Genomic DNA, 21139 nt, shown 5'->3' with positions numbered 1-21139 from the left:
TCAGTAAAGTGCGGAGCCTACCGGATTCAGTGGGCGATTTCTCGGCAAAGTTCCGTTTGCGTGACGCGGCAACTTCACAGGTTAGCTGCCTGCAGGCGGCGGGCATGCGCCACGTAGAGTTCGATCGGATCGGGTGATACTGCGCGCAAGGCGCTTGCGCTACGCAGAATGGACAGATGGTCGAACGGGTAGTCCGAACGGATCACTTTCCCCAGGTGAGAACTGTAGCGGCCGACAAATCCGTCGTTTTGCCCAGCGTCTTTTTTGAAGTATCTGGCCAGGTTTCGGCAGATGTGCTCCACCGGATCGAGCGTTGGCTGACTGTGATCCGGCAACGTGCCGCTCCAGGAATAGTAACGAACATCATTGACCGACTCTTGCCCTTGGCCGCCCCAACTGTCGGGCAGGCCCTGAGGATATTTTTCGTTGAAGCGGCCAACGCCTTGCGTCGTCAAGGCGCCAAGCGCCGCGATCGCATTCTGCGGCATGGCTATGCGGCCACTGAGCACCGACAAAAAATCGGCAAACAAGGTGACGACGGTCTGCGCGACTTTTTCTGGCAGTTGCCCGGGAATCAGTGCTTCACGCAACACATCGGCCAATTCCGAACCCTGGTTGGGGCCACTCACCGATGTCACGGAAGCGACGGCGTGTGGGGCAAGCGCCGCAGCGTATCGGGCGGCGAGTGCGCCCTGACTATGTCCGATCAGATTGACTTTGCTCGAATCGGTACCCCTGAGCACCCGGTCGATTTGCTGCAACAATTGTTCACCGCGCATTTCGTTGTCATGGGTGGCTGAAAGATGCGGCACAAACACTCGGCAGCCGACAGCCTGAAGTGCTTTCTTGACGTCGTGGAAGAGTTCGAAGGAGCCAATACGCTCGAATCCGAACAGGCCATGTACCAGCAGGATCGGGTACTGAGTTGTAGCATTCCGTTGCATGTTGACTACCTTTTCGCAGAGGTTCTGGGTGAAATCTGCGTGCCACTCTAAAACAGTCATTCTGTTAGCGAAGTACGAATAAGCCTCGGTTGTCGTTGGAATCTGGACTAGAAGCTGTACGAAACTTCGGAAAGTGCTGAAATCCAGCTCCTATTCTTTGGACGTCTATCGGACGGCGTGTTGGTTTTTTTTGCGGCTTGCCTACTTTGCGTGATGCCTTTGCCTCCGTGCTTAAAGGCAATCGGCTGATATCCATTGAATGATTGAGCGCGTTAAATAGGGGCAGTCAACGCAGTCATTGACGACAGCGTTTAATCCAAGGAATGGAGGCACCCATGACTACGCAAGAAGCACATCTGTCAGTCGCGTCAGCGCAGAACCCCGGCACTTTTCAGCAGCGCTGGGTTGCACTGGATAAACAGGGCGCGCTGAGTTTCAAAGCGGATGAAACGTCGCTGGAGTTCTGCTTTCGAGCGGGCAATACCCTGGATGCCGAGGCAGTGCTTGCATTGCCCGCACCGAATCTTGATTCGATGACACAAGCCGTACTTGACCCGTCCCTGAAGAGGGCCATCGTCCGGATCCCGCCTTACCCGAACATGGCGTGCGGCGAAAAAGTGCTGTTGCGCTGGGAAGGGCTCGATATCGATGGGTTCACCTATCAGCATGAATGTGCTCGTTTCGTCAGCGAAGCACAGGTCGGCAAGGAAATCGTATTCGTCATCAAAGGCGTGCATGTCGCGGCGCTGGATGGTGGCTCGCTGGAAATCTACTGGACGCTTTACAGTGCCAAACAAGCGCAACCGGTCACGTCTGCCAGGTTGCAACTGGATGTCGGCGATGTTCGCCCGAGGTTGCTTGCGCCCTATGTCGAAGAAGCGGTTGGCGCAATCCTTGATCCTGAGCGACTCAGCGAAGGCACCTGCATCAGCCTTCGACCGTATTCACGTATGGCCGAAGGCGACAGAGTGTTGTTGACCTGGCAAGGCGCTGTTCTGCCGGAGGTGTTTAACGATGCATTGACCCTGCAGTCGTTGGCGGTAGGCAATACGCTGTCTTTCTGGATTGGTGCTGATCTTATTGCGGGACATCTTGGCGGCGAAGTGACAGCGCGTTATCGGGTTGAACCGAAAACTGGCGAGCCGCGAGATTCCGACATCGCAACCTTTGTCATCGCACCTTTGATTCGTGGTTTGCTCGAGGCACCTGATGTCCTCGAAGCTCAGGACGACGTGCTTGATGTGGTGGACTCAACGGATGGCATCACCGTTGTGATCGGCAATGCCCAAGCTCAGGAGGGTGAGTTGGTCTATCTCAAGTGCGATGGTGATTATTTCAATCATCGCGATGAGCGTGAGATTACCCGCGAGTCAGCGGGGCAGCCGTTGGTGTTTATCGTGCCCCACCGGTTCTGGCGTGAGCATCAGGGCTCGACAGTGCGCATCGCCTATTCAGTAGAGCGTTCGGAAGATGACAGCCAGGCCTCTGCGATAACGCTGCTACGGGTTGAGTAACACGATTGCCCTCCGGTGCGAAAAGTCCCGGAGGGCGTTGTCATCAGGTGCGCGGCTGAGCACTCAAGCGCTTTGCAGCATCCAGAAGCAGGTGCTCCGTCGCGTTGAAACCCAGGCAACCATCGGTGATGGAAACGCCGTAGCGCATCGAAGGACTCAGCGGCTGGCAACCTTCGAAAAGATGCGACTCGATCATCATGCCGATCAGTGAGCGGTCACCTTGTAGACGCTGTTCTAGCACGTCATTGAAAACAGCGGGCTGACGCGAAGGATCCTTGCCGCTGTTCGCGTGACTGCAATCGACCATGATCCGGCCGGGGATTTTCAGTCGGGTCAGTTCGGCATTGATGGCGGTTACGCTGTTGCGGTCGTAGTTCGGCCCCTTGTGGCCGCCGCGCAGTACCAAGTGGGTATCTGCATTGCCCGGCGTTTGAATGATTGCCGGATGCCCTTGGCTGTCGACACCGAAATGCCGATGCGGGTGTGCGGCTGAGCGCATGGCGTCAACGGCCACTGCGGCGCCACCGTCGGTACCGTTTTTGAAGCCGACCGGCATGCCCAGACCGCTGGCCATTTCGCGATGGATCTGCGATTCGGTGGTGCGCGCGCCAATGGCGACCCAGCTCAGCAGGTCATCGAAGTAACCGGCGGCCATGGGTTGCAGCAGTTCGGTAGCGACTGGCAAACCGAGGCGAATCATTTCCAGCATCAGTTCGCGCGACAGGCTCAGGCCTGCCGCCATGTCATCGCTGCCATCGAGGTGCGGATCATACGCGAGACCTTTCCAGCCCACTGTAGTACGGGGTTTTTCCACGTAAGCGCGCATCACCAGGAGCATTTCGTTGCTGGCTTGATCGGCAAGACGGGCGAGTTTGTCGGCGTATTCGAGGGCAGACTGAGGATCATGAATTGAGCAAGGGCCGACGATGACCAGTAAACGTTGGTCTTCACCGTTGAGAATGGCGCGTACCGCCTGGCGGTGGGCGGCGACTTGCTGGCTCAAGGCGGTGCTCAGGGGCAATTGCTGCTTGAGTTGCAACGAGCTGGGCAGACGCAGGGTCAGCGCTTCGTTGGCAGAGTTGAGGCTGGACAGTGGCAGAGCAGAAACGGACGAGTTCATATTCACAATTCCTGGGCTGGCGGCGGGTGCTTCCCGCTCGCTCGGCCCTACTGGGGTGTTCGACAATTGGCCGTATTGGCTACGTGTGTGCGTTTGCCACCGGTGGGTGACCGATCGGAGGCGGCAGGCTGTCCCGAGCGGAGGCTGGTAAATCGCCAGGCGGTAAAAGTGTCGTAACGGTAATAAGTGGCGTAGTTCATGGGTAAATCCTCAAAAGTGTCTGGTGTGTTGCTGAAAAAGCAGGGGCCAGAAAAAACAAAACCCCCGGTCGGGAGGCCGACCGGGGGTTGAGAAATCTCTGGTAGGCGACCCGTTTTACATGGGCGCCGTTTGGGTATCAGGCGCGCTAGTGGCTAAACCAATACCCAAAATAAAAGCTGACCGGAGCACAAACGTCTTTCGCCCACGCAGCCGCCATCGAGCGCAGGGCGCTGACGATACGAAGCTGTGGAAGGGCGTTGAACATGGTCTGTCTCCAATGAATGCGCCGAGCTTACTAGAGGCCGATGCGCCTCAGCAATCAGAAAATGCTATGGCGTGAAGAACAATTTGCCTATCGCTTGAGCGTAGCAACAGTTGTGACAAACTCAGCGTTTTGCCTGAAACCAAGGATGAACCATGTCGACGCTGACTATTGCTGCTGCCCAATCCATCTCCATTGCGGGGGATCTTGCGGCGAATATCCAACGCCATTTTTGCTTCATCGAAGTGGCTGCGGAGCAGGGCGTCGAGTTGCTGGTCTTTCCGGAGTTGTCGCTGACCGGTTATGAAGGTGAGGCGGCAGCAGCGTTGGCCATTGATCCGCACGATGCGGTCATTCAACCGTTACGCGATCTGGCGCGAACGCTGGGCATCACCGCTGTCGTCGGGATGCCGATCCGGGCGGACAAACCAACTGCGGTATGGATTGGCGCGTTGGTCTTGGGGGCTGATGGATCCCTCGGTGTTTACAGCAAACAACATTTGCACACGGGCGAGGAGCGGATTTTCGCCCCCGGCATCGGCGGTGCAACACTGCGAATGGGTGACGATAAGGTTGCGCTGGCGGTTTGCGCTGATTTCAATCACGCCAGCCACGCGGTCGCTGCCGCTGACCAGGGTGCCAATCTGTACGCGGCGGGTGTATTGATCAGCGAGAAAGGCTACGAGCCAGATTCTGCGTTGCTGCAGGGCTATGCTCGTCAACATTCAATGGCCGTATTGATGTCCAATCACGGAGGTCTCACCGGCGGCTGGCAGTCTGCGGGGCGCAGTGCGATCTGGTCAGAAACTGGCGATCTTGTGGCTTCGGCAGCTGGAGCGGGCGATTGTCTGGTAGTCGCACAGCGTCATGATGGCGAATGGAGCGGGCGGGTTGTTGCAGTGGATCTGCCACGATGACGTTCCGGTTACGTCGTGCAACGTCTGAGGACTTGGCGTTCGCCCGCGATCTCACCTGCAGGAACATGTTGCCGTACTACATTCAACATGAGCTGCTTTGGCAGGATGAAGCCTTTGACGTCGCCTGGACGGGCCGCGAAAACTGGCTGGTCACCCGCAATGATATAGCGCTGGGGTTTCTCAGCCTGAGCCGCGATGCGCGGGCACTGTATATACGTGAATTGCAGCTGGCTGAAGCGTTTCAGGGGCAGGGCGCGGGATCCTGGGCAATTGATCAGGTTATCGAGATGGCTCGCCATGAGAAGCGTACGGCTTTGCGGCTGACGGTATTCGAAAACAATCCGGCAAAAAATTTGTATCAGCGAAAAGGACTACAGCTTCATGGAAAGGACGAGTGTTTCCTGCGCATGCAGCTCGATTTGAGCACGCCTGTGCTCTGAAAGCCACGGCTGGCAAGACCTCAAAGATGAATTGAAACTTTTTAAATGCGGCTTTCCGCTAGGTCTGTCTGGCTCTTTTTGCTAAGGTGTCGGGCATCCCAATAAGACCATATCGCGAGGTGTCTGCTTGATTAGGGTGCTAGTGGTCGATGACCATGATCTCGTTCGTACAGGCATTACACGGATGCTGGCCGATATCGATGGCCTGCAAGTGGTCGGCCAGGCCGAGTCCGGGGAAGAGTCCCTGATCAAGGCGCGTGAGTTGAAGCCCGACGTGGTGCTGATGGACGTCAAGATGCCCGGCATCGGCGGCCTTGAAGCCACCCGCAAGCTGCTGCGCAGTCATCCGGATATCAAGGTGGTTGCCGTCACTGTGTGCGAAGAAGATCCCTTTCCGACACGGTTGCTGCAAGCAGGTGCCGCTGGTTACCTGACCAAGGGCGCGGGATTGCCAGAGATGGTTCAGGCCATTCGCCTGGTCTTTGCCGGTCAGCGCTACATCAGCCCGCAGATCGCTCAGCAACTCGCGATCAAATCCTTTCAGCCGACCAACGACTCGCCGTTCGATGCCTTGTCCGAGCGCGAAATCCAGATAGCGTTGATGATTGTCGGTTGTCAGAAAGTGCAGATCATTTCCGACAAGTTGTGCCTGTCGCCAAAAACCGTGAACACCTACCGTTACCGTATTTTCGAGAAGCTCTCGATCAGCAGCGATGTTGAGTTGACCCTTCTGGCAGTCCGACACGGCATGGTCGATGCCAGCGCCTGACCATGACTGAAGTATTCGATTCCGGCGCCTTTCTCTCCACCGTCAGTGGGCGCCCCGGCGTTTATCGCATGTTCGACAGCGATGCGCGCCTGCTCTATGTCGGCAAGGCCAAGAACCTCAAGAAGCGTTTGGCCAGTTATTTCCGCAAAACCGGGCTGGCGCCGAAAACCGCTGCGCTGGTCGGGCGTATCGCTCAGGTCGAAACGACCATCACCGCCAACGAAACCGAGGCGCTGCTACTCGAGCAGACGCTGATCAAGGAATGGCGGCCGCCGTACAACATTCTGTTGCGCGACGATAAATCCTATCCCTACGTGTTTTTGTCGGACGGCCAGTTCCCGCGTCTGAGCATTCATCGCGGCGCGAAAAAGGCCAAAGGTAAATACTTTGGGCCATATCCGAGCGCCGGGGCGATTCGCGAAAGTCTCAGCCTGTTGCAAAAGACCTTTTTCGTCCGTCAGTGCGAAGACAGCTATTACAAGAACCGCACCCGTCCGTGCCTGCAATATCAGATCAAACGCTGCAAAGCGCCGTGCGTCGGCCTGGTCGAGCCTGAGGTCTACGCCGAAGACGTGCGTCACTCGGTGATGTTCCTTGAAGGGCGTAGCCACGCGCTGACCAATGAACTGTCGACGGCGATGGAGGAGGCAGCGATCAACCTCGAATTCGAGCGCGCCGCCGAATTGCGCGATCAGATCGCCTTGCTGCGCCGGGTTCAGGATCAGCAGAGCATGGAAGGCGGTACGGGCGATATCGACGTCATTGCTGCGTTCGTCAATCCGGGCGGTGCCTGCGTGCATCTGATCAGTGTCCGTGGCGGGCGCGTGCTCGGCAGCAAGAATTTCTTCCCGCAAGTCGGGATTGAAGAAGACGTCTCTGAGGTCATGGCGGCGTTTCTCGGGCAGTATTTCATCAGCAGCCCGGAACGCGATCTGCCTAGCGAGTTGATCGTCAACGTCGTCCACGAAGACTTCCCGACGCTGATCGAAGCCATTCACAAATTGCGCGGGCGTGAATTAGCCATCAGTCACCGGGTACGTGGCACGCGAGCGCGCTGGCAACAGTTGGCGGTCACCAACGCCGAACAGGCACTGAGTGCGCGTCTGGCCAACCGCCAACACACCGCTGCGCGTTTCGAAGCATTGGCCGAAGTGCTGAATCTGGACGAGCCTCCGCAACGTCTGGAGTGCTACGACATCAGTCACTCCAGTGGCGAAGCGACCGTCGCATCATGCGTGGTGTTCGGCCCGGAAGGCGCGATCAAATCCGATTACCGCCGCTACAACATCGAAGGTGTGACAGCGGGCGACGATTACGCCGCCATGCACCAGGCCTTGACCCGACGCTTCAGCAAGCTGAAGGAAGGCGAGGGCAAGCTGCCGGACATTCTGCTAGTGGACGGTGGCAAAGGTCAGTTGTCGATGGCGCGTGACGTGCTCAACGAATTGGCTGTGCCGGATCTGATCTTGCTTGGCGTTGCAAAAGGCGCAACGCGCAAGGCCGGTTTCGAAACTCTGTATCTGAATGATGCGGCGCATGAGTTCACGCTGCGCGGCGACTCGCCGGCGCTGCATCTGATCCAGCAGATCCGTGACGAAGCGCACCGTTTTGCAATTACCGGGCACCGCGCACGTCGCGGCAAAACCCGGCGTACCTCAACGCTGGAAGGCGTTGCCGGTGTCGGGCCTACCCGGCGTCGAGATTTGCTCAAACATTTTGGTGGATTGCAGGAGCTGACTCGTGCCAGCATCGAAGAGATCGCCAAAGCCCCGGGGATCAGTAAAAAGCTCGCAGAGTCGATTTATGCGAACCTGCATAGCGAGTAGAATGCCCCCTCACCTCGTAGCCAGTTGTGCCGATGAATATCCCTAATCTGATTACCGTTCTACGCGTCCTGCTTATCCCGATCTTTATTTTGCTGTTCTATTTGCCGTATCAGTGGAGCTACATGGCGTCCGCTTCGGTGTTTGCCTTTGCCGCTGCAACGGACTGGCTGGATGGTTATCTGGCCCGTCGCCTGGAGCAAAGCACGCCATTCGGCGCCTTCCTCGACCCGGTTGCTGACAAACTGATGGTCGCCGTCGCATTGGTGTTGTTGGTGCAAGAACACGGCAACCTGTGGTTGACTCTGCCAGCCGCCGTTATCATCGGTCGCGAGATTGTCGTGTCGGCACTGCGTGAGTGGATGGCCGAGCTGGGTGCTCGCGCGCATGTCGCCGTGTCCAATCTCGGCAAATGGAAAACCGCCGCACAAATGCTCGCGCTGGTGATCCTGTTGGCCAATCCGAAGGACTTTACCTTTTGGGTCATTCTGGGTTATTCGCTGTTGATGATCTCCGCAGGCCTGACGTTGTGGTCGATGGTTCAATACCTTCGCGCTGCCTGGCCGCATCTGAAGACCGATGTTGAAAAGAAATAAAACTTTTTTGAATCAAGGGGTTGACGGAGCTTCTTAATTCTATAGAATGCGCATCACCAAGCGGGAATAGCTCAGTTGGTAGAGCACGACCTTGCCAAGGTCGGGGTCGCGAGTTCGAGTCTCGTTTCCCGCTCCAAGTTTAAAACGCGTTTGTTGTTGTGCTACTGATAGCAAACGTTTTGAGGCCGAGTAGCAAAATGGTTATGCAGTGGATTGCAAATCCACCTACGCCGGTTCGATTCCGACCTCGGCCTCCACTATAAACAAGCTCCGTAGATCCATGATTTACGGAGCTTTTTTATTTGCACTGCGCTGTAAGATTTAGTCTTTAAAACAGCCAATGCGAACTTGCTTCACCGGGGAGTGATGTATATATTTCCCGCTCGGCTGTTCAAGCCTGCATCCTGTCTGGATCGCGACTGAACAGTCGGAGACAGCAACACCGCGCTACCGCCCGAATGGCGAAACTGGTAGACGCATGGGACTTAAAATCCCCCGCTCGTAAGGGCGTGCCGGTTCGATTCCGGCTTCGGGCACCATGAATATCAAGGGCTTGCATGACATATCTCATGCAAGCCCTTTTTTGTGCCCAGAAAAACCCGCCGAGTATTCAGATCAACAATTCCAGCGTATCGAACAACTGGACATCCTCTTTGCGCGCCGAACGCGCGCGACGGCGTATAACCTGCGTCAGGCATTCAACAAAACACTGAGCGGCCACGCCCAACTGCACATTGCGGGTGGTGACGATGCCTATCGTGTCAGTCGCAAACGCTTCCTTCAGCGGCAGTCGCGCGACACGCTCGCCATACATCGGCACGGTTAACATCGGCTCGGGGAAGTAACTGAGCATGTCAGTTTGCTCAATCATCGATAACGTCAGCTGAGGGGAGTGCGCGCGATGGATGTGTTGCATATCGATCTGCGCACCGTGTTGCCAGAACAGTTCGGTCATCAGGCCTTCGTGACTGGCATCCGGGTAGTTCACCACCCAATCCAGATCGAGCAATTCATGAATGGATTGGCTGTGCCGCCGTGGATGCTCGCGGCGGGCAACGACCGCCATCTGATAGGCAAAGAGGGGGTCGCTGACGAACTCCGGTCGCGGTAGCAGCGATGAGACCAGGCCAACCGCAAATTCCATCGTGCCGTCACGCAATCTTGGCAGCGCCACCGCCATCAACCCCTCGAAAATCTCCAGACGCACTTTTGGCATGCGTTGACGAAACAGCATCACCACTTCCGGCAATAACGTCATGCCCATCCAAGGCGAGATCCCCAACCTTAACTGGCCTTGCGCCTCGTGGCTCAGATGCGCGAGTTCCAGTTGCGCGCGCTCCAGTTGACTGAGCATCTGCCGCGCATGTTGCAGTAGAGACTGTCCGTATTGGGTCAGCACCACACCGTTGGCATTGCGCACCAGCAGTGGCAAATGCAGGTGTTCTTCGAGCTCACGCAACGCTTTGGCGACTGAGGTCTGCGAGACACCCAGTTGCCGCGCGGCAGCACGAATGCTCCCGCAGTCGGCGGTCATCACCAGCGCGCGCAATTGATGCAGCTTCATCACTTCTCCCAGTCAAAGGTGTAAACCAGCGGGTTTCAGCCCCCGCTTTTTGCGACTGCCACGGCCATCGCCAACTGATTAGCATCGCAGCCTATCAGCGGAACACCCGAAAACAAGACTTTAAAAAATGAGGAGTACGTGATGATCGACTTGCCTGCGCTGCCCGGTATCCGCGCGATCGAGGAAGAAATGATTGCGCTGCGGCAACACATTCATGCCCATCCAGAATTGAGCTTTGAGGAGTTCGCCACTGCCGACCTCGTTGCCGGAAAACTTGAAGAATGGGGCTATCAGGTGCATCGCGGCATGGCGGGCACCGGCGTCGTTGGACTGTTGCGCAACGGCAGCGGTAGTAAAATGATCGGCCTGCGTGCCGACATGGACGCCTTGCCGATTGTTGAGCAAACGGGCCTGGCGTATTCCAGCCGACACGATGGCGTGATGCATGCCTGCGGGCACGACGGTCATACTGCGATGCTGCTCGCTGCTGCCAGACATCTGGCCGACAGTCGCGAATTCGATGGCGCGCTGGTAGTGATTTTCCAGCCCGCAGAAGAGGGCGATGGCGGCGCGCAACGCATGTTGGATGACGGCTTGTTCGAACTGTTTCCCTGCGATGCAGTGTTTGCGATGCACAACATGCCGGGCCTGCCGGTCGGCAAGCTCGGTTTTTTACCGGGGCCGTTCATGGCCTCCACCGATACCGTGACCATTCGAGTCGACGGTATTGGCGGGCATGGCGCGATGCCGCACAAAGCCATTGATCCGTTGTTTGTCGGCGCTGCAATTGTCATGGCGCTGCAAAGCATCGTCTCGCGCAACGTTAATCCGCTCGACACTGCCGTGGTCACCGTCGGCTCCTTCCACGCCGGCATCGCCCCGAACGTCATTGCCGATCACGCCGAACTGCAACTGAGCGTGCGCGCACTGAAACCTGAAGTCCGCGACGAATTGATCTTACGAATCACCGACCTGGCTGAAGCGCAGGCAACAAGCTTCGGCGCGAGTGCCACAGTCGTCGTCGATCAGGCCCAGCGTTTTCCGCCGTTGATCAACCATGCCGAAAGCACCGAATTTGCCCGACAGGTTGCCGTGGACTGGCTGGGTGAGGAGGGGCTAATCCGCGATCTGCAACCGCTGACCGGCAGCGAAGATTTCGCCGTCATGTTGCAGCGCTGCCCCGGCTGCTACCTGCTGATTGGCAACGGGGATGGCGAGGGTGGCTGCATGGTGCACAACCCGGGTTACGACTTCAACGATCAATGCCTCGCGACAGGGGCCAGCTATTGGGTGCGCCTGGTCGAAACCTTTCTGCGCTGATTCGTGATCGATCTTTGAGGAGTTCACCCGATGTCTGCATCTGTTTCCAGCGCAATACCTGCGACTTCTTCAGTTCGAAAACCGCTTGGCGCGCGTGCCATTGCCGCGATCACCATCGGCTCTGGGCTGGAGTTCTACGATTTTTCTGTTTACAGCTTCTTTGCCACGCTCATTGGTCGGCAGTTTTTCCCGGTCGAAAGCACGTTAGGACAATTGCTGCTGTCACTGGCAACCTTTGGTGTCGGCTTCGGCATGCGCCCGATTGGTGGTCTGGTGCTGGGCGCCTACGCCGACCGCGTTGGGCGTAAACCGGCAATGATGGTGACGTTATGGCTGATGGCGCTGGGTTCGTTGATGTTTGCGATTGCGCCGACGTACGCGCAGATCGGCATCGCGGCGCCGGTGATCATCGTGCTGGCGCGGCTGGTTCAGGGCTTTGCGATCGGTGGCGAAGTGGGCGCCTCCACAGCGATGTTGATGGAATACGCTGACGATCGCAGTCGCGGCTTTTATGGCAGTTGGCAGCTGTTCAGTCAGGGGTTGAGCTTCATGCTCGGCGCGCTGGTGGCACTGGCGCTCAGCTCATTCTTGAGCGCTGAGGCACTGGAAAGCTGGGGCTGGCGCCTGCCGTTTGTGTTGGGGATGTTGGTGATCCCGGTCGGCATCTACATCCGCCGTCACTTGAAGGAAACCGCCGCTGAAACGCCAGAGGGCAGTGAATCGACGCCCAGTCTGCGAGTCATTTTCCGGGACTATCGGCGCACGGTCGTCAGCGGTGTGTTGTTGGTGATCGGCAGCACGGCATCCAGCTATATCGTGCTCGACTACATGACCAACTACACCGTGACTGTCCTGCATCTGCCGATGACCATGGGCACGACGGCTGCCTGTCTCGGCGCGCTGGTGCAGATCAGCTTGTCGATCTGGGCGGGGCGGTTGAGTGATCGCATCGGTCGGCGGCGCACGATTGCGCTGGGCTGCATTCCGATGCTGCTGCTGATTTATCCGGCCTTTATGTTGATGAATCTGTACCCGACGCTGATAACACTGTTGGCCGTTTCATTGGTCACCACGTTTCTGTTGGTGCTGATTACCGTGCCGACACTGGTGCTGGTGACCGAGCTGTTTCCACGGGCGATTCGTGCGACCGGGTTGTCGATCATTTATTGCCTGGGCGTCTCTGTTTTTGGCGGCTTTGCGCAGTTTTTTGCCACCGGGCTTATCGGGCTGACGGGCAATAACAACGCGCCAGCCCTGTACATGATGTTCTGCGTCGGTCTGACCTTGATCGGTTTGATGAGGGTCAAGGAGACCGCCGGCAAGCCGCTGGATTAGTGTTCGGCTGTTTGTTTCAGCGTTTCATGTGCCTTGGCCGTCGCTCTTTCAATTCAGCATCTATAGTCAAATTCCCAAGTCCAAACAGGTGGAATTCGTCATGAAACGATTAGGTCTGTTCTTCGCGTCTTTGGTTGTTGCAACACCGCTGTTTGCCGCTGATGACTTGTGCGCCATTAACTTGCAGAAACTGCACGACCTCAAACAGACGGCAGTGATGGGACAGCCTGCTTTGGGCAATATCCAGCAAGACCGTAAAGATGCCGAGGCCGCGCAAAAGGCAGGCGACAAACAGAAGTGTATTGATTTAACGAATCGGGCTTTAAAGACCGTGAAGGATGTTCAGGGCAACAACTAGTAAGCAATGGGCCGGCACTCGCCGGCCCATTTTTTATTGCGGACTAAACGAAGGCTTGTCCGGCAAAGCCGCGAGGCAGGCGTTGACGCCCCGGCATCGCAGCCAAACGCTCTACCCATGAGGACCGCCAGTTGACGGCGTGGTGTGTGGTTTTGGCCTGGCGTGTTGCGCGTCGAGCCGCGTTACGCTGATCTTTTCTGGCTTGCTTGTACGCATCGGTATTACGGCAGCTGCGGCACTTCACGCGATTGAGTTCGCGGCTGGCAGTGAGATGTTTGCCCTTATGACCGCAGGCTAAATGACCATCGACGTTGAAATGGATAACCATGAATCGTCTCCTTTGTGACGTGTACTAAATTGTGACCACTGATAGCCGCAGGTGTTCGCCGAGCCAAATTTCAGGCAAAAAAACACCCGCATGCGGGCGGGTGTTAAGTGTGATCTCCAAAGGAGTGACTTCACAGTAAGCGCGTAGATGTGATGATTTTGTGAAAATAAACAAATCAACGAGGAAAATATAAACGCCGGACAGATAATCCCTCGGTAACACAGCTGTCGCCGCTCTAGAGCCCCGATCGAAAGTCGCAGCGGGGCGTTCGTGCTATTCGCGTTTGTTATCTAAACCGTGGCAGAGGCCGGTCAATGGGTCTGAGCGCCGACAGCGTGTTGCGAATCAACGGCGCGTCTTTCTCGATGTCATTCAGACGATCGCGAATACGCAGGGCGGTGGGGTGACCGCCTTGATGATCAACCCAGTCGGCGATCTCTTTGCAAGCGGCCGCGAGGCGCGCCTGCCGGGCGTCGAGCAGGGTGAGGAGGGTGGTGATGGACTCTTTTTCGGACATGGAACACCTCCGTTCGGTGAAACCGCTGAGCGGCAGCAAAAAGCCCGCGAACTGCGAGCTTTATGCCGTTGGGGCGCTGCTCCCTCAGCTGGTTTCAGTATAGACCCGCAAATGATCAGCATCAGGCTGACGATTCGCGAGCCGGCAATATCGAACTCGCTGCGTTGAGACGCAGGCATTCGCGCCGTGCGTCTTCCTCCCGGTCGTAGCCATCGCCGATGAAACCGCCTGTGCGTGTATCGCAAATGCGAAACCAGCCGATGGCTTCGGCGGGTTCGTGCTGGCTGTCCTCGGCGCGACGACCATGAATGATGATCTTGTTGCAACGCTTCACAACGAAAATGTCTTCCATGGCGTCACCGCAGCTGATTCGTGTCAGATCAACTATAGAAGCCTGTGGCAATCGTGCAAAAAATAGTCAGCTCAACTCGTCGGTTGCAGCAGCCAACCGCTTGGCTGCCACGTTAGCCGATGGCTTGGATTCAACGCTTGTAGAAACGTCTGGTCGTGGGAAACCGCGACAATGGCGCCGGGAAAACTCTGTAATGACTGTTCGAAAGCTTCCACCGAGGCCAGATCCAGATGATTGGTCGGTTCATCTAGCAAGAGCAATTGCGCCGGAATCTGGCGCCACAACGCCAATGCCAGTGCAGCCTTCAGGCGTTCACCGCCGCTGAGCAAAGCGCAGGGCTGCGTCGCACGCTGGGCATTTAGTTGAAGGTGCGCCAGATAACTGCGCAGGTTGCCTTCGCTCAACGGTGTTTGCTGAGCCAGCAACTGGTCAACAATGGATTTTCCGTCATCAAGCAGACGCAGTTGTTGATCGAGAAATGCCATCGGTACATGAGTCGTGCAGGTACCGCTGGCCGGTTCCAGTTCATCGGCGAGCATGTTCAGAAGGGTCGATTTACCGCAGCCGTTAGGGCCACTGACGGCGATGCGCATCGGTCCCCGGATCGTGAGACTCAGTCGGCTCGCCGGCGATAACCACGGCAGACACGCGTCCACGAGCGTGCAGACTTGGCGGCTGTTCGGCACCACGCTGCCCGGAAGATTGATCAGCACGCTGTCTTCGGGCAGCACCTTTGTAAACGCCTCACTCACGCGGTTATCGAGATCGGATTTACGCGCCTGATGGCCAACGCGCACATGTCCCATGATGTCCCGCGCCGCGCCTTTCATGCCGGCGCGTTCGATGCTGGAGACGTTCGCGGTTTGCGCATTGCGACGGCTGTTGGCGGCATGGCGCTGGATCGTGTCGTGCTCGCGCTGCAGGCGGGAACGCTCGCGCTGGCGTTCGGTTCTGGCTTGATCGAGTTGCGCCTGAGCGGCTGCGTGTTGCAGACGCCGTTGTTCGGTAAAGGCTGAGTAGGAGCCGCTGAAAACATTTACGCCCAACGGCGTCAGTTCGACGATCCGCTGCATCCGCTCCAGCAACTGTCGATCATGGCTGACCACAATCAGTCCGCCGCGCCAGTGTTGTAGTGATCTCAGCAGCCATTGGCGACCGGCGCTGTCCAGATGATTGGTTGGCTCATCCAGCACCAGCAATTGCGCCTGGCTCAACAGCGCTTTGATCAGGGCGATTCTGACTTGTTGGCCGCCGCTGAGGTTTTCGGTGAGGTCGGTATCAGCGATATCGCTGAGTCCGGATTCATCAAGCATCTGCCGTAAGCGTTCCGGCAAATCCCAGCGATCGCCGATGATGTCGAAATCGTCGGCGCTAGCATTGCCATGGTCGAGGCGCTGCAATGCTTCAAGTACTTGGGCTGTCCCCGTCGCGTCCGCCACCGTTTGGCCAGGGGCGCCGACAAATGTTTGGGGTACGTACATCACAGGCACTGCGCTTGAAACGCTCCCGGATGTGGGCTGTAGCTGCCCGGCAATCAGCCGCGCGAGCAGGCTTTTGCCGACACCGTTGCGACCGACAATCGCGGTCGGGACATGATCGAACTGCAGATTCAGTGCGTTGAAAATCGTCTCGCCATTGGCGAATTGGAAACTCAGCTGATTGAGCGAGACGAGGGCAGGCGTACGCGAGACGTGAGTCATCGGCACCTCCAAAAAATGTCGTGAAGACTGACAAACGCCAAGCGGCGACTGTCGCGATTGCATTTTTAGAAGGCCTGATTGTTCACTTCTGCGGTCATCCTGAAGAGGGGAAGGTGGCTAGCCTAGACGACGATGCCCGGACGATCAAGGCGCGACGGCCATCTCGCTCATCCGTTCGAGAAACATCGCCAGGGCCACTTCTTCACTGCGCAGACCCTTTCGAACGCGTGGGCGCGGTAGTTCGGCGAGGGCGCCGAGCATGAATTTTTCCACCACCGCTGGGTGGATGTAGCACTTGCGGCACACCGCTGGCGTGTTGCCCAACTGTTTGGCGACGCCTTTGACCATGTCGACCACATGCCGTTTGGCTTCGGTTTCCGACTCCCATTGCAGTTCACGCAACACCGCCAAGGCCAAGGCACTGCCGGCCCAGGTGCGGTAATCCTTGGCGGTGAAATCGGCGCCGGTCAGGGTTTGCAGGTAGTTGTTGACGTCGGAAGAACTGACGGTGTGGCGCTCGCCATGTTCGTCCAGATACTGAAACAGATTCTGTCCGGGGAGATCCAGGCAGCGTTTGATAATCCGCGCGAGGCGTCGATCCTTGACGGTGATCTGGTGTTCGATGCCGCTCTTGCCGCGAAACTGAAACAGGATCGCGCTGCCATTCACTTCGACATGGCGGCTGCGCAGGGTGGTCAGCCCGTAAGAGCGATTGTCGCGGGCGTATTGCGTGTTGCCGACGCGAATCAACGTGGCGTCGAGCAGAGTGATCACCGTGGCCATAACCTTATCGCGGCTAAAACCGGGCGCGGCCAGTAGTGTTTCCAGTTGTTTGCGCAGTTTCGGCAGCGCCAGACCGAACTCGCGCAGCCGCGAATATTTGTCGGCATCGCGCACTTCGCGCCAGCGAGCGTGATAGCGATATTGCTTGCGACCCCGGGCATCGCGGCCTGTAGCTTGCAGATGACCGCGCGGGTCGGCGCAAATCCACACATCGACATAGGCCGGAGGAACCGCGAGGGCGTTGATGCGTTTGATTTCGTCAGGGTCGGTAATGCGCTGACCGGACGGCTCGAAATAGGCGAACTTGCCGCGCAGTTTTTTGCGGGTGATGCCGGGCTGCGTGTCATCGACGTAGTGCAGGTCGGATGGCAGTGCATCGGTCAGCTCGGTTTCGGACATGGCGACTTCCTTAAGTGGCGCGGCGGTCTGTAAAACGATTGACCGCGCGCTCTCGCCGTGGTGCCGAATGATTTATGCGAGCACTGCAACTGCCTTGATTTGCGCCCAGAGTTGCTGGCCCGGATGGATGTCCAAGTGATCGCGCGAGTAGCGGGTGATGCGCGCGAGCAGCGGAGTGCCGCCGGCATCGAGACGAATCAGCACATGAGCGGCATTGTCCGCCGCTTGTTCGCTGACCACCGTGACGGGCAAGCGATTGAGAATGCTGCTGGAGGCGTCATTGTGCAGCGCCAGACTGATGTCCCGCGCGTGCACTTTGCAGCGCAGGGCCTGACCGACGGCCATCGGCTCGTGGGTCACGCGAATGCTCATGTCCGTGGCCGGCAGTTGCAGGCTCAGCAGTTGGTACTGCGCATCGTAAGCGCTGACCTGACCTTCGATGATTACCCCGGCGTCATCACCCATTGCCATCGGCAGATCCAGACGCGCGAGGGTTTCGCCAATCGGGCCGCTGGCCAGCGCTTTGCCGTCGCTGAGCAACACCAGATGGTCGGCCAGTCGCGCGACTTCGTCCTGCGCGTGGCTGACGTACAGCACCGGAATATCCAGTTCGTCATGCAACCGTTGCAGATAAGGCAGGATTTCGCTTTTGCGCTGGCTGTCGAGGGCGGCGAGGGGTTCGTCCATCAGCAACAGTTTCGGGCTGGTCAGCAGTGCGCGGGCGATGCCGACACGCTGGCGTTCACCGCCGGACAAATGCTGCGGATGGCGTTCGAGCAAGTGGCCGATGCCGAGCAGTTCGGTGGCTTGTGCCAGATCAACCCGGCGCTGCGATTTGGCGATGCGTTTGAGGCCGAATTGCAGGTTGGCCAGCACCGACAGATGCGGAAACAGACTGGCTTCCTGAAACACATAACCCAACGCGCGTTTATGCGGCGGGACGAAAATGCCGTTGTCGCTGTCCTGCCAGATTTCGTCGTTGATTTGCACGAAGCCTTGCTCGGCGCGCTCCAGGCCGGCAATGCAGCGCAGGCAGGTGGTTTTGCCCGAGCCGGAATGTCCGTATAACGCGGAAACACCGCGCCCCGGCAAATGCAGATGGACATCCAGGCTGAAGCCCGAATAAGCGATTTTCAGACGTGCTTCGATCATCGATCAGCTCCAGCCTGCGCGGGTTTTGCGGCTGGAATAGAGCGCCAGCAGCACCAGGAATGAGAACACCAGCATGGCACCGGCGAGCCAATGGGCCTGCGCGTATTCCATGGCCTCAACGTGGTCGTAGATTTGCACCGAGACCACGCGGGTCTTGTCAGGAATGTTGCCGCCGATCATCAGCACGACGCCGAATTCACCGACGGTGTGCGCGAAACCGAGGATCGCTGCCGTAATAAAACCGGGGCGGGCCAAGGGCAAAATCACGCTGAAAAATGTGTCCCACGGATTGGCGCGCAAGGTCGCCGCCACTTCCAATGGGCGGGTGCCAATCGCCGAGAACGCGTTTTGCAACGGTTGCACCACGAACGGCATGGAATAGATCACCGAGCCAATCACCAGTCCGGTGAAGCTGAACGTCAACGTGCCAAGCCCGAGCCATTGGGTGAACTGGCCGAGGAAACCGTGCGGCCCCATCATCAGCAACAGATAAAAACCAATGACGGTCGGCGGCAGCACGAGGGGCAGGGCAACGATCGCCCCGATCGGGCCGCGCAACCACGATTGGGTGCGCGACAACCACAGGGCAATCGGAGTGCCGACAACCAGCAGGATCGCGGTGGTCAGGGACGCCAGCTTCAGGGTCAGCCAGATCGCCGCGAAATCGGCACTCGTCAGCGACATTTAGAGCTGGTAGCCGTAAGACTTGATCACCGCAGAGGCTTTCGGGCCTTTGAGGTATTCAACCAGCGCTTTGGCGGCGGCATTATCTTTGCCTTTGTTGAGGATTACGGCGTCCTGTTTGATCGGGTCGTGCATGCTGGCTGGAACGATCCACGCCGAACCGCTGCTGACTTTGCCGTCCTTGTAGATCTGCGACAGCGCTACAAAGCCCAGCTCAGCGTTGCCGGTGGAAACGAACTGGTAGGCCTGAGTGATGTTCTGGCCTTCAACGATTTTGGCTTTGGTGGCTTCGGTCAGTTTCAGTTTTTCCAGTACCTGGGTGGCGGCCAAGCCGTAAGGCGCGGCTTTCGGGTTGGCGATGGAGAGGTGCTGGTATTCGTTCTTCTTCAGCACGTCGCCTTTGCCATCGACATAGCCTTCTTTTGCCGACCACAGCGCCAGGGTGCCGATGGCGTAGGTGAAGCGCGAGCCTTTAACGGTATCGCCTTCCTTCTCGAGTTTTTCCGGGGTAGTGTCGTCGGCCGAGAGGAACACTTCGAACGGCGCGCCGTTCTTGATCTGGGTATAGAACTGGCCAGTGGCGCCGTAGGCTGCGACCAGTTTGTGCCCGGTGTCTTTTTCGAAATCTGCCGCGATGGCTTGAATCGGTGCAGTGAAGTTGGCAGCAACTGCCACTTGCACTTCATCAGCCTGAGCGGCGCCGATGGCGAAGGTCGCCAGCAAAGCGGCCAGGCAATTTGGGGCAAAACGTGAGGCACGAGTGGTCATGTAACAGCTCCGTTGTTGGCAAGTGCAGAGGGCAGTTATTGTTGGAGGTGGACTGCGCCGATGCGAGGGTGGTTTCGCTATATAGCGAAATATATAGCGAAACACTCCCCTGTGGCGAGGGGATTTATCCCCGTTGGCGCGCGCAGCACGCCCTCTTTCCAATTGCTGCGAAATCCGTCCGCTACCTCACAAGTTTCGCCAACGCCCCCTCAGCCAACTGCCTCGTCAATTCCGCACTACTGACATCCCGTCCCAGCGTAAACGCCTGACCCGCCCAAAGATTGGCAAACTGCGCATCATCCTTCGCTCGCAGCGGCATCAGCGCGCCACCGGCTAACGGAAAGGCCGGCGCCTTCGCCGACATCGGCCCGAGTTCGCGCATCACACGGTTGAGAATCCCACGCGCCGGGCGCCCAGTGAAAATGTTGGTGACGGCCGTCTCACTTTCCTTGGCTGTACGCAAAGCCTTGTGATGTGAGGCACTGACTTTCGCTTCCGGGGTAAACAGATACGCCGTGCCGACCTGCACCGCTGACGCACCGAGCATGAGCGCCGCTGCGACCCCGCGAGCATCGGCAATCGCACCGGCCGCAATCACCGGAACCTTCACCGCGTCAACCACCTGCGGTACCAAAGCAAAAGTGCCGACCTGACTGCTCAGGTCATCGCTGAGAAACATCCCGCGATGGCCGCCGGCTTCATAGCCCATGGCAATGATCGCGTCGCAGCCGTTTTGCTCCAGCCACACGGCTTCATCGACGGTGGTGGCCGAGGAGATGATTTTCGCGCCTGTGGCCTTGACCCGATCCAACAGAGATTTTTCCGGCAGACCGAAGTGGAAACTCACCACCTCAGGACGGAACTCTTCCAGCACCTCGCAAGCGGGCGCATCAAACGGCGCCCGGTTGGACACCGGCGTCGGTGCATCAAAGTCGACGCCCAGTTCGCGGTAATAAGGCTCCAGCAAATTCTTCCAATCACGCGCGCGCTGTTCATCGGCTGCCGGTGGCTGATGGCAGAAGAAATTCACGTTGAAAGGTTTGTCGGTGTGCTCGCGGATCGTTTTTAGTTCTTCACGCAACTGCTCGATGCTCAACATCGCGGCGGGCATCGAACCCAAGCCTCCAGCGTTGCACACGGCAATCACCATCGACGAGTTCGTGGCGCCGGCCATCGGGCCCTGGATGATCGGCAACTCGATGCCGAACAGGTCAAGAATGCGGGTGTCTGGCCATTGGCTCATGAAAGCGGTACTCCGAACGTTGAAACGGGCAGGGACGGCTGAGCCGGTTT

At 57.8% G+C, this 21139-nt stretch carries 21 protein-coding genes and 3 tRNA genes; 12 read left to right on the top strand and 12 right to left on the bottom strand.

Annotated elements, in window-relative coordinates; genetic code table 11:
- Positions 1-74: 74 nt before the first annotated feature.
- Entirely contained in the window at positions 75-944 is an 870-nt protein-coding gene (locus ACP3TY_RS12335; RefSeq protein ID WP_426620114.1) for a lipase family alpha/beta hydrolase, read from the bottom strand.
- A 335-nt stretch (positions 945-1279) separates the two neighbouring features.
- On the opposite strand from ACP3TY_RS12335, the gene ACP3TY_RS12330 reads away from it, so the two are divergent.
- Positions 1280-2458: a hypothetical protein gene (locus tag ACP3TY_RS12330; RefSeq protein WP_426620113.1), complete on the top strand. Its 1179-nt coding sequence runs from the start codon at positions 1280-1282 to the stop codon at positions 2456-2458.
- A 43-nt stretch (positions 2459-2501) separates the two neighbouring features.
- On the opposite strand, the gene ACP3TY_RS12325 is transcribed toward ACP3TY_RS12330, so the two are convergent.
- Positions 2502-3578, bottom strand: a complete 1077-nt coding sequence (locus ACP3TY_RS12325) for a 3-deoxy-7-phosphoheptulonate synthase (protein ID WP_426620112.1) — start codon at positions 3576-3578, stop codon at positions 2502-2504.
- A gap of 618 nt (positions 3579-4196) precedes the next feature.
- Between ACP3TY_RS12325 and ACP3TY_RS12320 the strand changes: the two genes are divergently transcribed.
- The 8 genes from ACP3TY_RS12320 (at position 4197) to ACP3TY_RS12285 (ending at position 9125) form a co-directional block, all read left to right on the top strand.
- Positions 4197-4958: a carbon-nitrogen hydrolase family protein gene (locus ACP3TY_RS12320; RefSeq protein WP_426620111.1), complete on the top strand. Its 762-nt coding sequence runs from the start codon at positions 4197-4199 to the stop codon at positions 4956-4958.
- Positions 4955-5398, top strand: a complete 444-nt coding sequence (locus ACP3TY_RS12315; protein ID WP_426620110.1) for a GNAT family N-acetyltransferase — start codon at positions 4955-4957, stop codon at positions 5396-5398. The genes ACP3TY_RS12320 and ACP3TY_RS12315 overlap by 4 nt, the downstream gene beginning before the upstream one ends.
- A gap of 127 nt (positions 5399-5525) precedes the next feature.
- The gene (gene gacA, locus ACP3TY_RS12310; RefSeq protein ID WP_024012761.1) at positions 5526-6167 is read left to right on the top strand and encodes a response regulator transcription factor GacA; all 642 of its coding nucleotides are present in this window, start codon (positions 5526-5528) and stop codon (positions 6165-6167) included.
- A 2-nt stretch (positions 6168-6169) separates the two neighbouring features.
- Entirely contained in the window at positions 6170-7993 is a 1824-nt protein-coding gene (gene uvrC / locus ACP3TY_RS12305) for an excinuclease ABC subunit UvrC (protein ID WP_053120410.1), read from the top strand.
- Between the two features lie 32 nt (positions 7994-8025).
- A complete protein-coding gene (pgsA, locus tag ACP3TY_RS12300; protein WP_053120408.1) occupies positions 8026-8586 on the top strand; it encodes a CDP-diacylglycerol--glycerol-3-phosphate 3-phosphatidyltransferase in 561 nt (186 codons plus the stop codon).
- A gap of 60 nt (positions 8587-8646) precedes the next feature.
- Positions 8647-8722, top strand: a tRNA-Gly gene (locus tag ACP3TY_RS12295).
- A gap of 47 nt (positions 8723-8769) precedes the next feature.
- Positions 8770-8843: transfer RNA gene (locus tag ACP3TY_RS12290), tRNA-Cys, on the top strand.
- 195 nt (positions 8844-9038) lie between these two features.
- Positions 9039-9125 (top strand) — tRNA-Leu (locus ACP3TY_RS12285).
- Between the two features lie 71 nt (positions 9126-9196).
- Here the strand turns inward: ACP3TY_RS12285 and ACP3TY_RS12280 are convergent.
- Positions 9197-10150, bottom strand: a complete 954-nt coding sequence (locus tag ACP3TY_RS12280; RefSeq protein ID WP_426620109.1) for a LysR substrate-binding domain-containing protein — start codon at positions 10148-10150, stop codon at positions 9197-9199.
- 141 nt (positions 10151-10291) lie between these two features.
- Between ACP3TY_RS12280 and ACP3TY_RS12275 the strand changes: the two genes are divergently transcribed.
- The 3 genes from ACP3TY_RS12275 (at position 10292) to ACP3TY_RS12265 (ending at position 13163) form a co-directional block, all read left to right on the top strand.
- Positions 10292-11470, top strand: coding sequence for a M20 aminoacylase family protein (locus tag ACP3TY_RS12275; protein ID WP_053120404.1), 1179 nt, complete (start codon positions 10292-10294; stop codon positions 11468-11470).
- Between the two features lie 30 nt (positions 11471-11500).
- Entirely contained in the window at positions 11501-12805 is a 1305-nt protein-coding gene (locus ACP3TY_RS12270) for an MFS transporter (protein ID WP_426620108.1), read from the top strand.
- Between the two features lie 100 nt (positions 12806-12905).
- The gene (locus ACP3TY_RS12265; RefSeq protein ID WP_053120488.1) at positions 12906-13163 is read left to right on the top strand and encodes a hypothetical protein; all 258 of its coding nucleotides are present in this window, start codon (positions 12906-12908) and stop codon (positions 13161-13163) included.
- A 43-nt stretch (positions 13164-13206) separates the two neighbouring features.
- Here ACP3TY_RS12265 and ACP3TY_RS12260 read toward each other — a convergent pair whose 3' ends face one another.
- The 9 genes from ACP3TY_RS12260 to ACP3TY_RS12220 all read right to left on the bottom strand — a co-directional run bounded on the left by ACP3TY_RS12260 (position 13207) and on the right by ACP3TY_RS12220 (position 21089).
- On the bottom strand, positions 13207-13491 hold the full coding sequence (locus tag ACP3TY_RS12260; protein ID WP_053120401.1) for a hypothetical protein: 285 nt from the start codon (positions 13489-13491) through the stop codon (positions 13207-13209).
- A 286-nt stretch (positions 13492-13777) separates the two neighbouring features.
- Positions 13778-14008: a hypothetical protein gene (locus tag ACP3TY_RS12255; protein WP_053120399.1), complete on the bottom strand. Its 231-nt coding sequence runs from the start codon at positions 14006-14008 to the stop codon at positions 13778-13780.
- A gap of 121 nt (positions 14009-14129) precedes the next feature.
- Complete coding sequence (locus ACP3TY_RS12250) at positions 14130-14360, bottom strand: hypothetical protein (RefSeq protein WP_053120397.1); 231 nt, start codon at positions 14358-14360, stop codon at positions 14130-14132.
- A gap of 71 nt (positions 14361-14431) precedes the next feature.
- Positions 14432-16060: an ABC-F family ATP-binding cassette domain-containing protein gene (locus ACP3TY_RS12245; RefSeq protein WP_426620107.1), complete on the bottom strand. Its 1629-nt coding sequence runs from the start codon at positions 16058-16060 to the stop codon at positions 14432-14434.
- A 144-nt stretch (positions 16061-16204) separates the two neighbouring features.
- A complete protein-coding gene (locus ACP3TY_RS12240; protein WP_426620105.1) occupies positions 16205-17242 on the bottom strand; it encodes a DNA topoisomerase IB in 1038 nt (345 codons plus the stop codon).
- A gap of 72 nt (positions 17243-17314) precedes the next feature.
- Positions 17315-18394 carry a molybdenum ABC transporter ATP-binding protein gene (modC, locus tag ACP3TY_RS12235; protein ID WP_426620104.1) on the bottom strand — a complete coding sequence of 360 codons (1080 nt, stop codon included), beginning with the start codon at positions 18392-18394 and terminating at the stop codon, positions 17315-17317.
- 3 nt (positions 18395-18397) lie between these two features.
- Positions 18398-19078, bottom strand: a complete 681-nt coding sequence (modB, locus tag ACP3TY_RS12230; protein WP_212550761.1) for a molybdate ABC transporter permease subunit — start codon at positions 19076-19078, stop codon at positions 18398-18400.
- Entirely contained in the window at positions 19079-19846 is a 768-nt protein-coding gene (modA, locus tag ACP3TY_RS12225) for a molybdate ABC transporter substrate-binding protein (protein WP_426620103.1), read from the bottom strand.
- A 181-nt stretch (positions 19847-20027) separates the two neighbouring features.
- Positions 20028-21089: an NAD(P)H-dependent flavin oxidoreductase gene (locus ACP3TY_RS12220; protein WP_426620102.1), complete on the bottom strand. Its 1062-nt coding sequence runs from the start codon at positions 21087-21089 to the stop codon at positions 20028-20030.
- Between the last annotated feature and the right edge of the window lie 50 nt (positions 21090-21139).

This window comes from Pseudomonas rustica (assembly GCF_049959085.1).
GTDB lineage: Bacteria > Pseudomonadota > Gammaproteobacteria > Pseudomonadales > Pseudomonadaceae > Aquipseudomonas > Aquipseudomonas rustica.
Note: the sequence above shows the minus strand (reverse complement) of the source record. Positions and strands in the feature narration are given on the sequence as shown.